The 12,617-nt window shown below is 40.1% G+C and carries 12 protein-coding genes and 2 pseudogenes; 5 read left to right on the forward strand and 9 right to left on the reverse strand.

Going from position 1 to position 12,617, the window contains the following annotated elements; genetic code table 11:
- The 3 genes and pseudogenes from NWP17_RS01690 to NWP17_RS01700 form a co-directional block, all read right to left on the reverse strand.
- Positions 1-303: pseudogene (locus tag NWP17_RS01690) on the reverse strand (DUF2887 domain-containing protein); the annotation flags it as partial.
- A 6-nt stretch (positions 304-309) separates the two neighbouring features.
- Positions 310-579: a hypothetical protein gene (locus NWP17_RS01695; protein ID WP_280653186.1), complete on the reverse strand. Its 270-nt coding sequence runs from the start codon at positions 577-579 to the stop codon at positions 310-312.
- A gap of 142 nt (positions 580-721) precedes the next feature.
- Complete coding sequence (locus NWP17_RS01700) at positions 722-1,786, reverse strand: class I SAM-dependent methyltransferase (RefSeq protein WP_280653187.1); 1,065 nt, start codon at positions 1,784-1,786, stop codon at positions 722-724.
- A 248-nt stretch (positions 1,787-2,034) separates the two neighbouring features.
- Here NWP17_RS01700 and gifA point away from each other — a divergent pair, with 248 nt between their 5' ends.
- A complete protein-coding gene (gifA, locus tag NWP17_RS01705) occupies positions 2,035-2,235 on the forward strand; it encodes a glutamine synthetase inactivation factor IF7A (protein ID WP_280653188.1) in 201 nt (66 codons plus the stop codon).
- Between the two features lie 237 nt (positions 2,236-2,472).
- On the opposite strand, the gene glnA is transcribed toward gifA, so the two are convergent.
- Positions 2,473-3,888: a type I glutamate--ammonia ligase gene (gene glnA, locus NWP17_RS01710; protein ID WP_280653189.1), complete on the reverse strand. Its 1,416-nt coding sequence runs from the start codon at positions 3,886-3,888 to the stop codon at positions 2,473-2,475.
- 370 nt (positions 3,889-4,258) lie between these two features.
- On the opposite strand from glnA, the gene apcB reads away from it, so the two are divergent.
- Positions 4,259-4,768: an allophycocyanin subunit beta gene (apcB, locus tag NWP17_RS01715; protein ID WP_280653190.1), complete on the forward strand. Its 510-nt coding sequence runs from the start codon at positions 4,259-4,261 to the stop codon at positions 4,766-4,768.
- 196 nt (positions 4,769-4,964) lie between these two features.
- Here apcB and NWP17_RS01720 read toward each other — a convergent pair whose 3' ends face one another.
- Positions 4,965-5,285 (reverse strand): hypothetical protein, encoded by a 321-nt coding sequence (locus tag NWP17_RS01720; protein ID WP_280653233.1) that lies wholly within the window; start codon positions 5,283-5,285, stop codon positions 4,965-4,967.
- Positions 5,286-5,543: 258 nt separating this feature from the next.
- Between NWP17_RS01720 and NWP17_RS01725 the strand changes: the two genes are divergently transcribed.
- Together NWP17_RS01725 and NWP17_RS01730 are read left to right on the forward strand one after the other, a co-directional pair.
- Entirely contained in the window at positions 5,544-6,497 is a 954-nt protein-coding gene (locus tag NWP17_RS01725; protein WP_280653191.1) for a putative 2-dehydropantoate 2-reductase, read from the forward strand.
- 253 nt (positions 6,498-6,750) lie between these two features.
- The gene (locus tag NWP17_RS01730) at positions 6,751-7,071 is read left to right on the forward strand and encodes a hypothetical protein (protein WP_280653192.1); all 321 of its coding nucleotides are present in this window, start codon (positions 6,751-6,753) and stop codon (positions 7,069-7,071) included.
- A 42-nt stretch (positions 7,072-7,113) separates the two neighbouring features.
- Here NWP17_RS01730 and NWP17_RS01735 read toward each other — a convergent pair whose 3' ends face one another.
- The 3 genes from NWP17_RS01735 to NWP17_RS01745 all read right to left on the reverse strand — a co-directional run bounded on the left by NWP17_RS01735 (position 7,114) and on the right by NWP17_RS01745 (position 9,929).
- The gene (locus tag NWP17_RS01735; protein WP_280653193.1) at positions 7,114-7,434 is read right to left on the reverse strand and encodes a DUF2103 domain-containing protein; all 321 of its coding nucleotides are present in this window, start codon (positions 7,432-7,434) and stop codon (positions 7,114-7,116) included.
- A gap of 8 nt (positions 7,435-7,442) precedes the next feature.
- Positions 7,443-7,769 carry an ATP-dependent Clp protease adapter ClpS gene (gene clpS, locus NWP17_RS01740; RefSeq protein WP_280653194.1) on the reverse strand — a complete coding sequence of 109 codons (327 nt, stop codon included), beginning with the start codon at positions 7,767-7,769 and terminating at the stop codon, positions 7,443-7,445.
- 114 nt (positions 7,770-7,883) lie between these two features.
- Positions 7,884-9,929, reverse strand: a complete 2,046-nt coding sequence (locus NWP17_RS01745; RefSeq protein WP_280653195.1) for an FAD-dependent oxidoreductase — start codon at positions 9,927-9,929, stop codon at positions 7,884-7,886.
- 113 nt (positions 9,930-10,042) lie between these two features.
- Here NWP17_RS01745 and NWP17_RS01750 point away from each other — a divergent pair, with 113 nt between their 5' ends.
- Positions 10,043-12,190, forward strand: a complete 2,148-nt coding sequence (locus tag NWP17_RS01750; protein WP_280653196.1) for a tetratricopeptide repeat protein — start codon at positions 10,043-10,045, stop codon at positions 12,188-12,190.
- Between the two features lie 145 nt (positions 12,191-12,335).
- Here the strand turns inward: NWP17_RS01750 and NWP17_RS01755 are convergent.
- Positions 12,336-12,527 (reverse strand): annotated as a pseudogene (locus NWP17_RS01755) (DNA adenine methylase); the annotation flags it as partial.
- Positions 12,528-12,617 lie beyond the last annotated feature (90 nt).

The raw sequence follows: 12,617 nt of genomic DNA on the forward strand, positions 1-12,617 counted from the left end.
TTCCTTTATTTCTCGGTAAACTCGCGTTTCTTGCAGTGTGATTCCCAACATTTCCTCTACCTCCCGTTGGCTCTTATCTTCAAACTTGTACACCATAATTGTTGTTATTAACTCTATTATGGCGCGATTTTCTGGTTGAGAAATTTCCTGCTGACTCCTGGTTAATAAATACCTGGCTTCTTCGGTTGTTTCTTCTTCGTCAATTGTAGTTAACATCATCAAGGCAACCCATACAGGTAATTGGCGAATATCTCCCAGTTCATTCAAATATATCCTATGTACCTGTGGGCTATTAAAGGGACTTTAGCATCATTTTGATTGTTGTACCTCTTCAACTGAATCTAGTCCAGAAATGGCATCACTGGATTGGCTAGGGAAATTTAACTCCTGCATTTCCGGTGATGATTCCATAATTTGATCATTGAAGTAAGAGCCAAGAATCTTGTCATAGTTAGAAGCAACGGCTAAAAATGCACCGCCCAAAACATAGATTGGTAAGGGCAGATGAAACTTTTTTAACCAATCAAACAGTTCTGCCAAAGCAAACAAAACTAAAAAACAAGCCAGCCAAACTCTCATTTTTCCATCTCCTGCGTGCAAGCAAGTCCAGTAATAAAGTAAACAGCCTGCATGATACTTGATCTTTAGAGTAACTACAAACGCCTAGAAAACTGGGTGAGAGAACATACCCACCCAGACATATAAGTTAAATATAGAAGGTTTAATTTACAGCTGGCTTATGAGCGATAAAATACTTACTAACAAAGTGAACCTGGGTGGAAATGTTTTCAAAACCGGCTGCTTCTAAACGTTGTACCAAATCATCATGGGTGTAATCCCGGTAGTAGGGTTCATGAAAGACTTCTGGGAAAGATTCCATGGTTACAGCTAATTCAGGTGAATCACTCATTTGAATGGAATCACAAATGACAAATACTCCCCCCGGTTTTGTCACTCGGAAACATTGTTCAATCACTTTTTGCCTCACCTGTGCTGGTAACTCATGGAAGAGAAACACAGAAGTGACACCATGGAAGTAGTCATTTAAATAAGGTAACTCCTCCGCATTAGCTTGTAACAGTTGGGGTAACTCTCCGGGAATCTCTGACAGGTGTTGATTGGCCTTACGCAAATAAGCGGGAGACAAATCCATACCATATAACGATGCTTGAGGTAAAGCACCCCGAATCATTCTTAATGTCCGTCCAGTACCACAAGCCACATCTAAAATACGCATTTGTCGTGGCGCAACAGAATCAAAAGCTTTTAGCCCTTGCTTGAGAGGTGCAAGAATCCGCCTCCGCATAGGGTCAGCAGTGCCACTAAAGAGAAGTTCTACCTGCAAATCATATAAATTGGCTGATTCGGCACTCAAATAGCCATTACTTTGATGATGGAAATTCTGCACATAATAGCTGGGATAACCATCGGTTTCTATTTGCGGTGAAAATTCTTGATATTTCTTTTTCTCAGACCGTTCCCAGGTTTGAGGTAAGTCCAGGCATACCAGTGGATAGTAGCGGAAAAAATCTGACCAAGGGTTGTCAAACAGTAAGCTTTGGGGATATATCCCTTTTTCTGCATCCTGCCAGTCTGTTTCTAGCAGCTGATTCATTTTTTCTCGCAGTTTGAACAAAACTTCGTTAGGAATGGGTTTCCTCTTTTGTCCCAGACTGGGATGAATCAGATTCATCAGCCGTGAACTTAAGGTTTTGTGAGCCAGACCGAAATAACTTTTGCCTTGTTGAAAGGTTTGATAAGTCAGCTTAGTTAAAGTGTCAGACATGGAAATCAGTTAGGGGTTTATTACTTTTATTCAGTATATGTAAAAGATTGTAACGGAAAATTCATCTATCTTAGGAACCTGATATTTGGCAGTTTACTGGGTTCATAGCCCATCCTCAACTACCAAAATGTAAATTTTTGTAAATAAAATGCAATTCTGTAACTTTCACTACAGAATTCTGCTATTCTCATCATAGAAGGCAAAACAAGCCATTCAACACTCAAGCCACAAACCATCAGGAGAAATATATGTCTATTCAAGATAGGTCTCGCGCGTTAGCAGTGCGTCAATATCAACAAGTGAAAAACCGTCAACAATCAATGCTGATGCGTGCAGCACAGGAACTGGGTCTTCCTGAAGAATTGTCTGAATACTGGAATCCGATTCAAGGCAAAATTGATCCCACCACTCGGTTACTTTATGAAAGCAGCCACGCTGCAATGAGCTAATTTTCACCATTATCAATAAAACGTGAACACCAGGGTTATAGACTTAAGGTCTAGGTTCCTGGCTTTCAAATGGCTATTAACCCGATTTTTATATCTCACGCAGAGGCGCAGAAGCCCGGAGGGAGAGAGGGAGAGGTGGAATAAGGATATCAGGTTGTTGTTTAAATACATGAAAACTAGTGATAGGTAAAAAAAAGCCACCCCCAAGGGTGGCAAAGATTTACTCACTAGCTCTAATCAGCAATCGTAATAAAGGTAAAACTCATAAGGATGAGGACGTAACTGCATCTGTTTAACTTCATTAGCCAGCTTGTAGTCAATCCAGTTCTGGATAAAGTCTTCTGAGAAAACTCCTGTTTCTGTTAAGAAAGCATGATCCTTTTCTAGTGCTTCCAAGGCCAATTCCAGAGAACCGGGAGTGGAAGGAACTTTCGCTAATTCTTCTGGAGAGAGTTCGTAAATATTTTTATCCAAGGGTTCGCCGGGATGGATTTTGTTCTTGATACCATCAATTCCTGCACACAGCATGGCAGCAAATGCCAAGTAGGGGTTAGAAGTGGCATCAGGACACCGGAATTCTAAACGTTTAGCTTTGGGGTTATCACCAGATAAAGGAATCCGCACTGAAGCAGAACGATTACCTTGAGAGTAGGCCAAGTTGACTGGTGCTTCATAACCAGGTACTAGGCGCTTATAAGAGTTAGTTGTGGGGTTGGTAATGGCTAAAAGTGCTGGTGCGTGCTTGAGGATACCACCAATGTAGTAGAGTCCTAGTTCACTTAAACCAGCATACTTGTCACCTGCAAATAAAGGTTTGCCATCTTTCCAAATGGACTGGTGACAGTGCATACCAGAACCGTTATCGCCAAAAATCGGCTTGGGCATAAAGGTTACTGTTTTGCCGTATTTCTTGGCCACATTCTTAATGACATATTTATATGTCATTAGCCAATCAGCAGCTTCAATTAATTTACCGAAGCGGAAACCTAGTTCGCACTGACCGCCAGTGGCAACTTCGTGATGTTGTTTTTCAATGGGTACGCCGCAATCTCTCATGATCAGCAGCATTTCTGTACGCATATCTTGGAAGGTGTCTGTTGGCGGTACTGGAAAGTAACCTTCTTTGAATCGGGGTTTGTAACCCAAGTTGGGGCTTTCTTTCCTACCGGAATTCCAACGACCCTCTACTGAGTCTACATGATAGTAAGCTTCATGGGCGTTTTGATCAAAGCGAACATCGTCAAAGATGAAAAATTCCGCTTCAGGTCCTAAAAAAGCTGTGTCACCAATGCCAGTGGAAACTAAGTAGTCGATGGCTTTTTGTCCAATTACACGGGGACAACGGCTGTACCATTCCCCCGTGCGTGGTTCTTTAATACTACAAATGATACTTAAAGTTGGCTCTTTCATGAAGGGGTCGATCCAAGCTGTATTGGCATCGAGTACCATCATCATGTCTGATTCGTTGATGCTTTTCCAACCCCGAATGCTGGAACCGTCGAAAGGCACGCCATCCGAGAAGGAACTTTCATCGATTTGGTTATGATACACCGTGAGATGCTGCCAAGTACCTATTATGTCGATGAATTTCAGATCAATCATCTGAATGTTTTGGTCTTGAATCATTTTCAAGACTTCTTTTGGGGTTGTCATTTTTACTCCTTCTCTACCAATTTCAAATCAAACCAAAATCTTCCAAAGCATCCTCATCCAGATGATTTGAACTAAGTTGTGCATGACACCATTCAAATATCATAAATCCTGGACATTAGGAAATTTTGTAGTGTTTGTTACAGCTTATTCAGATTACAGGTTATATTAACCTTTTCCTGAACATCTATACAAAAGTTAAAGTTAATCTCATTAGTGGTCAAGTTTGGCATAGAATCCTTTATGAGCAAATAAAGTGTTTTTGTGTCTCATCAGATTTTAAATAAAATAAATGACACAAAAATTTACTGGTGCGTAAGTGCAACCAAAATTAATATCAAACCATAGATAGCATTGATTGGGAGAAGAAGGAATGCGCGATGCAGTTACAAGCTTGATTAATAACTATGACGTTGCTGGCAGGTATTTTGACAGGAATGCAATTGACAGCTTAAAGTCTTACTTTGCCAGTGGTACAGCAAGGGTACAAGCCGCGGCAGCGATTAATTCTAATGCAGCTGCTCTGGTTAAACAAGCTGGTTCTCAGTTATTTGCAGAACAGCCGGAGTTGATTCGTCCGGGCGGTAATGCTTACACCACTCGTCGTTATGCCGCTTGTCTGCGGGATATGGACTACTACCTACGTTATGCTACCTATGCCATGGTTGCAGGTAATATGAATGTGTTGGATGAACGTGTACTCCAAGGATTGCGGGAAACTTACAATTCTTTGGGTGTACCCATTGGACCGACGGTTTTTGGTATCCAAATTCTCAAAGGTCTGGTCAAGGAACAAGTGGCTGCTGCTGGTATTGCTGATACTTCCTTTGTGGATGAGCCTTTTGATTATATGACTCGTGAGTTGAGCGAAAAGGACATTTAGTTTCACCACAATTATCTAGTTCAGCTAAGATCAAGCGATCGCACATTATTTGTTGAGTGTGTAGCGATCGCTTTTTTTACACCCAATTATAGTAATAGTCTAGCTTATAGTGAATTTTGCCCAAGTGAGGCAGCGGGCAAGATGCCCGCCCTACAAGACGATCATTTACATTTGTATCTCACGTATGTAAAAAATGCTATATACTGTTTTTGATACTAACAGAGCATTTCCATAGAGAAGCAAAATTACTCAGTAAGCAGGTTATAGCTAGAAATAATAATATATATGTAGGCAACATGACCACACCAATCATCAGCCAAGTATATACATGAGATATCATCACCACAGCAAAAATACTGGCAATCCCTACACATCTCCATACTTGACTGATGGGGCGACCTAATACAGTGACGATAATAGTCAGGGATGAAGCGATGATGTTGGCGGGGATGAGAAATGCACAAATAGTAGTGCAATTAGCACGGGAAAACTCAGCTAAAGTGTTGAAATCAAACATTAAATCAAGCATTAATTTTTCTTGTAGGTTGATTCTGGGGAAAAATGTCAACATATTGTTAGAGATTTCAACTTACATTAGCATAAGCTAATGTATTTACTTTAACTATGTTACATAATTTAAACTCCTAGCCAAAATGACTACTAATACCCTTAGTCCATCTTCACAAAGAATTAAGAAATGTTATATGATTAGATGTAGATGGGATAATCATAAAAAAAACCTATAGTTGTATAAATATTGAAAAAAATATAAAAAATGTGCGATCGCAAATACGCTATTCTGGGAACTGGTGCTTTAGGTGGGTTTTATGGGGCTAAATTACAAAAGGCTGGTTTAGATGTTCACTTTTTGCTCAAGAGTGATTACCAACACGTGAGCCAATGTGGTTTATTTGTCCAGTCTAAAGACGGTGACTTTACCCTTCACCAAGTCAATGCTTATCATAATGTAGAACAGATGCCACAATGTGATGTAGTCATAGTGGCACTCAAGACAACTCAAAATTATTTACTACCCAAATTACTACCATTAATAGTTAAACATAGTGGGGTAGTGTTGGTATTGCAAAACGGATTAGGCATAGAAGAAGATATTGCCCAAATAGTTAGCAATGTTCACATCATAGGTGGGTTATGTTTTCTCTGTTCCAATAAAGTCGGACCAGGGCATATTCATCATTTAGATTATGGCAAAATCACCCTAGCGGAGTATAACCCTGAATATCAACCCCATCTTATTACAGAAAAAATGGAGCAAATTGCCCATGACTTTCAAACTGCTGGTATCCCCATAGAACTAGTCCCAGACTTACTGCTGGCGCGTTGGCAAAAATTGGTGTGGAACATACCCTACAATGGACTATCTGTCATTCTCAATGCCACAACAGAGGAATTAATGGCAAATGCTGACACCCGGAGATTAATTGAACAATTGATGAATGAAGTAGCAGCAGGGGCGAAAAGTTCTGGGCGTATTATCCCCCACAGCTTCATTGAAACCATGCTTAATTACACAGTCAAAATGAAGCCTTACCGTACCAGCATGAAAATCGACTATGATCAACGCCGTCCCTTAGAAATAGAAGCTATTTTTGCTAGTCCCCTAAAAAAATCCCAGACAGCGGGTGTAAACTTACCACAAATCAGCTGTCTATATCATCAACTACAGTTTTTAGACCAGAGAAATAGATCCGCACACCCCACCCCCTAATTCCCTTCCCGCTTGCTCTGATGCGAGACAAAGCGCAGCTTTAAATGTAACAGATTATGGGTTTAGCTGCACAAGAGCTTATAACTTAACAGTAGCAAGGGAGTAAATATATTCAACTTAATCTAACTAAAAGATTTGTTGCATTACTTAAAAATAATAACAGTATTATATTGCAGTTTGTAAATATATTTTGGGTATTACCAGATTATTCCTTTAGACTGAATCTCAACGATAAAGTATTGAATCAATGCAAATGCACTCAATCAATTTTATGTGCCACGAATTTGTAGTTGCTGTATCCTTTTTCGCTTGTATTGCTGGTCTGTTGTTGCTATGGGAGCGCAACCCTTCAAAAGATCATCTAGAAGAAACAGAGAAAATACTGTTTAGAATGAGTTTTTCTTATTGGCTCGTTTACTGTTTTGCCTTTGGTGTGGAAAAGTTGATTTTCCCAGACTGGGAAACTATACTTATGTCAGTGAAAATCACTACAGCTTTGTCATATTTCTTAACCTTTTCTTGTGTGCTGAGTTTACCATTACATAAAATTTCAGTTCGCCGGGTACAAGAATAGCCTATTTGGTGAAAAATTGATGAATAACTGAACAATGGACTATTAACTGGCTTTAGTTTTCATAGCCATGGCAATTTTATCTTTAAGTTTATCCTGATCCAAAGTGGTCAGGATAAAAACCTCTTGTACTGTCTTACCGTGACGGGCTATAACTTTGTAACCACCCCGAATAGGTACAGATACCCGTAACTGCATTGTGGGACAATGACCTTTAGCCCGCCCAATGACACCAGGCGTGACAGTTTGAATCCCATCTTGTTGACAGAGACGTTCTAAAATAGGGATGAGACCAGAGATATGAGTTGAGTGATTCCAGACTAATCTGCCATCTTTGCCAGAAGTGTCTTTAGCGGGGTTGCTCATAAGGGTAATTAAGCAGCTTCTAAAGGAGCCATTGTCAAACCAGCTCGACGCAGCTGTTGATGATACAATTCAGCCATTTCTTGGGGACCGACCCAGACAATGGCTTGTCCTTCATAGTGTACTTGATTAGTCAAGTCCCAGGCAAGATCACCGGTCATTCCGGGAATATACTTCATTAAACACTCAGACACGTGTTGAAAAGTGTTGAAGTCATCATTTAAAACAATGACTTTGTAATTGGGGTAAGGCTTGCGGGTAACTTGATTAGACAGTCCGGGGGCTACAGAGGGGGCTGTACTTGTTCCGTAAACAGCTGCTGAAAGTCTTGTAACCATAAAACAGTTAGTCAAGAAAATTTTACAAAACTACATTTATTGATAACTAGTTTAGTCCATATCTGTCAAGTCAACCGCAAATCCGCTCAATCTAAAATCTAAAATTGTTTCTCCCTAACGCCAACTATCCCAGCTTTGGTTAAACATCGAAGTATTAGGAAAAGCTGTGGGGTTATTATTTTTCTCCAACAGACCTTGAAGAGTTGATAATTTTGGTTCTGGCTGGGGTAAATCATCTACTAACTCGTAAGGTACAACATGATTTTTTAAAGCAAAAGCCGCAGTAGTTCCCGCAGCAGCACCAGCAGACCACTCAAATGAGTGTACCCGATAGGCAGCAGCAGCAATGTGACTGGTGGCTATACTTTTACCTGCTATGAGTAAATTGTCGATTTTCTGGGGAATCATCGCTCTCAAAGGAATTTGAAAGGGATAAGCCTCACCAGCACCCCGCCTTTCTCCCGGAAGCTCTCTATTACCAGGTACTTCTGGGGGGCTTTTCTCCATACAAGGATGAATATCTAAGGCATAGTGACCAATACCTACAGAATCTGGAAAAATAGTAGAACGAGTCCGGGGTATTACCGCTTCCGGTGATTTTTTACCCATAATTACAGATCCTGCTTTCCAGCTGGCCAAGGTTGCTTGTAGTCTCCGGTACGCTTCTGCTGTAAGTATCTGGCGGTAGTATTTATCTTTGTAGTTGCGGCGAGAAATATCAGTTTCCCAAATGGTAAACCCCCCCGGCTGTCCCCAACTGGGACGGCCAATAATGCGCCGCCCTTCCCGGATATATGGATATTTCGATAAACCATGCACTGTCCCCATAGGGGAATTTAACCCGGACATCAAGCGGTTATTTTTTTGTTGTTGTTTAACACCCTCACCTAGTTGGGAATCTGTAGTACCTGCTACTAACCAGTAATAGTAAGCCAGTGCATTTTCCTCACCTTTGCGGAGAGTTTCTGTCCGCAGTCCCCCCATCCAGCCCCCTGGTTGTAACTGTCCAGTGGCTTGCAACTGTTGGCGAGTATAAACTAAGTTATCTTCGCCGGTTCCAGGACGATAGTCATTACCCCAAGTCCAATTTTGCATGGAAATGTCCCCCGGTGTGGGAGCAGAAAATTTAATCCCACCTGAAATAGCAGGTTTTCCTGTTTGCGGACTCCAAATGCGGCGATAGGTAAAAACTAAATCAAAGTTTGCCAGTCGTGGTAGTTCATAACTAAAATATGGAGCATACTGTGAATAAAATAAGGGCATTTTCTGGGGTTGTGGTTCATTGGTAGCCTCCATGGCAAAGGTGTAAGTAAAACCCTGGGTGCAGTAAGGATAATTTTCACTGCTAGCGGCAGAAGGTTCTAAGTGGAAAAGAGGATCAATACCCAAGCGGTAGGGAACATCGGCTAGGGCGACAATTTCCCCAGTTTCGCTGGTATCTACAACATACCATTGCGGAAAATTGCCTTTACTGTTTTGGGGAACTAAGCGAATAATATTTTTAGTAAACCAAGATGAATTTTGGTAACTATAGGCATCTTCAATAATTTGAGATAAAGTGAAGGTGTTATGAGGTGGTGTGCCTGGGGCTGGTTGATGTTGAATAGCGATCGCCCCACTAATTAACTCTCCACTCCCCTGTTTGGTTGATGGTATAATCTCTAAATCCTTAATTACTGTATTGGGGAACCATTCTAACTTGCCTTTACCTTTTTTTTCAGCATCTTCTAGCATTTCAGTGAGAATGGTGTGACCATCACCAGGCAGAAAGCAAGACTCACTCACCCAGCAATCCCCAGGGTTAAGTTTACCATACTTGCGTTCAATACGATTTCGCAATTCTAAATAGCCGCGAGGATAAAATTGCCGACGGCGCTGGGTGGGACGTTCATCTAATGCAGATGTCCCCTGAGAAGAAATTTGTCCTCCCAACCAATCAGTTATTTCTGTGAGACAAACTTTCCGTCCTGCTAATAACCCCTCATAAGCCGTAGCTACCCCAGACAGTCCCCCACCCACAACTAAAATTTCACAATTAACAGTTTTGTCTAACTTTCTTGGCGATGCAGCAACAATACCAGAATAAAGCCCAATCAAGTTAGATAAGCTGATCACCACCAGTGAAACCAGGCTGCTTGCTAGTTTGTGTCTACCCTTCATTATTCAAAAACCCTTTTACTCCTATCAAATTCATTCGGTCATAATTAATTTCTGGTATAGATTGGAGATAAGCAGCCCACTGCAAAAACTGACCCAAGAATCAGGATGGTTCTATGAAGCGCAAAAAACAACTTATTCTCACCAACCTATTGAAAAGCGCCATTGTCTTTTCACCTTTGTTACTGTCTGTTAGTATTGCTAGTGGAGAAATCAAACCATCCGTTTCTCCAGAGGCACGCCCTGCTAAAATCATATCTCATCAAGGGGAATACTTGGCTCAGTTGCCGCCTCAACAGCCCACGCCAGACACCGCCCCAGCTGAAGCTGAACCGCCTGTTAATAGTACAAGTGTATTATTTAATGTGTGGTTAGTGATCTTGAGTTTGTTTCCTGTAGCTGTGATAGCTTTATTTTGGCTGTTGCGAAGAGTTGCCATTCGTGAAATAGTTCACAGAGCTATGGCAGAGTTACAGGGTGTGGAAAATCTACAAAATCAACTCACCATTGTCAAGCAAGATGCCGAAAATCTAATTCAAGAATCTAAAAAAACCAATGGTCAATTAGAAAAACAAGTTTTTACGCTGCAACAAAATATACAAAAGGAGCAAGAAAAATTAGCTAAATTAACATCAGAATTGTTACAATCAAGGGATGCTATCTTAGCGGAGTTAGAAACAAAAATTAAAAACATTCAAGCAAATCTAGAGTCAGAATTTGTAGCACAACTATCTCAATTACAACTGCAAGCCGAACAAACAAGAGATAGAACAATTGAGAAATTAGCAAGTTTAGAATCTCAATTAAACCATAAACTAGATGAGTTGCAGTTAAAAGCTACACAACAAAAAAATCTAACTTTAGAAGAATTGCAAAAATCTAGAGATGAATTTATTGTCCAGCTTTCTGGGTTAGCGTCGGAAACTCAGGAAGATAAAGATAAAACTATAGGAATTTTGAGACAATTACACATAGATGCTGAACAAGAAAAGCAAGAAATTATAGAAAAAATTAAAGAATTAGCAAAACTATTTCAATCATCCACCTCTGAGTTACATTCTGGAAATCAGCAAGAACAAGAGAGAGTTTTGGCTAGTTTAGCCAGTATAAAAGTAAATGCTGAACAAGAAAAAGCTAGAACTATGCAAGTTTTAGCAGAGTTAGCTGATTTATTAAAATCTCAAATAGCTGAATTACAATCAGAGGCACAACAAGAAAAAGATACCTTGGTAGAAAGTTTAACTAAATTGCAGTCAGAATTTGCATCTCAACTATCAGCATTACGGGTAGATGCCCAAAATCAGAAGGAGTTAATCATTGCCAATTTAGAAAAATCAGGTTCCGAGTTTGCTGATCAGTTCTCGCAATTACAATTCCATGCTCAACAACAAAAGCTATTCATTCTAGAAAAACTAGAAAAATTAGAAACAGATTTTGTATCTCAACTTTCTGAATTGCAGTTAGACGCTCAACAACGCAAAGATGTAATATTACAAGAATTAGCCAAAACTGAACCGCCTCTTGTGACTGAAAAGGCAGAAGTTACCCAACCCCAGCCCCAAGTCCAAGAATTAGTTAATGATGATCTGCAAACAGCAGATGAGTTATTTGCTCAAAGAAAATATCCAGAAGCCATGGCAATTTATAATCAGGTAGTCAAAACTAAACCTGATAATCCTATTAGTTGGTTAAAACGGGGTTTAACTCTAGGAAGATTACAACGCTACCAAGATGCAATAGCATCCTATGAACGCGCTATTGAAATTCAACCCGATTATCATCAAGCTTGGTGCGATCGCGGTGTGGCTTTTGGTAAACTAGGACAACATCAACAAGCTTTTGCTTCTTTTGACAAAGCCACTCAAGTCAAGAGTGATGACCCAGTTGCTTGGTTAAATCGTGGTCTTTCTTTGATAGAGTTGGAAAGATATGAAGATGCCATCGCTAGTTTTGACCAAGCCATCAAAATCAATCCCAACTCCGCCAAAGTCTGGGATAAACGCGGTTATACTTTGGTAAGATTAGGAGAAGATGATGCAGCGATCGCTAGTTTTGACAAAGCATTAGCCATCAACCCTGATTATGCCAGCGCTTATTACAACAAAGCCGCCTGTTATGCTTTGCAAAGAAAACTAAAATTAGCTTTAGCAAATCTGCAAAAAGCAGTAGAACTCAATGTCACATATAAAGAGGATGCAGCATTTGACATTGATTTTGATGAAATCGCCGATGATAAAAGTTTTAGAGAAATCATTTCTCAATAAAACCATCACACCATTTATCTCTTCTCTTCTCAGTGTTAGAGGGTGTTTTATACAAAAGATACAGTAGCGGGCAAGATACCCGCACTACAATATTTTTATGATTTATGGTAACGAATCACAGACCCACAGACAAATAAATCATCAACACAAATAACTGGCGGTTTAAGTCATTAATCCAGATTTTGAGACGGGGAAATTTTTGCTTTAGGTAAATAAATACAGAACCCCCACCCACAAAAGGTTCTCGAAACTCCCTCAAGCTATCTGGTAACTGTGCCGCTATGTGCTTAATAGCTCTTGATTTACCACCAGGGTAACGTAATGGACTTTTGATCATTTTCCGTATTTACTCTTATTTAAATTCAATAACTATCGTGTATATTGTAATTATGTGTATCCAAACTGCATTTTCTGTTTATATACAGAT

It is taken from the genome of Chrysosporum bergii ANA360D (assembly GCF_029891735.1).
Classification (GTDB): Bacteria; Cyanobacteriota; Cyanobacteriia; order Cyanobacteriales; family Nostocaceae; genus Umezakia; species Umezakia bergii.

Bases quoted from the DNA above. Each gene is read 5' to 3' on its own strand.
- apcB (WP_280653190.1), top strand. From the start codon at position 4,259: ATGCGCGATGCAGTTACAAGCTTGATTAATAACTATGACGTTGCTGGC.
- NWP17_RS01720 (WP_280653233.1), bottom strand. From the start codon at position 5,285: ATGTTTGATTTCAACACTTTAGCTGAGTTTTCCCGTGCTAATTGCACT.
- clpS (WP_280653194.1), bottom strand. From the start codon at position 7,769: ATGGTTACAAGACTTTCAGCAGCTGTTTACGGAACAAGTACAGCCCCC.
- NWP17_RS01750 (WP_280653196.1), top strand. From the start codon at position 10,043: ATGAAGCGCAAAAAACAACTTATTCTCACCAACCTATTGAAAAGCGCC.
- NWP17_RS01735 (WP_280653193.1), bottom strand. From the start codon at position 7,434: ATGAGCAACCCCGCTAAAGACACTTCTGGCAAAGATGGCAGATTAGTC.
- NWP17_RS01725 (WP_280653191.1), top strand. From the start codon at position 5,544: ATGTGCGATCGCAAATACGCTATTCTGGGAACTGGTGCTTTAGGTGGG.
- NWP17_RS01745 (WP_280653195.1), bottom strand. From the start codon at position 9,929: ATGAAGGGTAGACACAAACTAGCAAGCAGCCTGGTTTCACTGGTGGTG.
- NWP17_RS01730 (WP_280653192.1), top strand. From the start codon at position 6,751: ATGCACTCAATCAATTTTATGTGCCACGAATTTGTAGTTGCTGTATCC.
- NWP17_RS01695 (WP_280653186.1), bottom strand. From the start codon at position 579: ATGAGAGTTTGGCTGGCTTGTTTTTTAGTTTTGTTTGCTTTGGCAGAA.
- NWP17_RS01700 (WP_280653187.1), bottom strand. From the start codon at position 1,786: ATGTCTGACACTTTAACTAAGCTGACTTATCAAACCTTTCAACAAGGC.
- glnA (WP_280653189.1), bottom strand. From the start codon at position 3,888: ATGACAACCCCAAAAGAAGTCTTGAAAATGATTCAAGACCAAAACATT.
- gifA (WP_280653188.1), top strand. From the start codon at position 2,035: ATGTCTATTCAAGATAGGTCTCGCGCGTTAGCAGTGCGTCAATATCAA.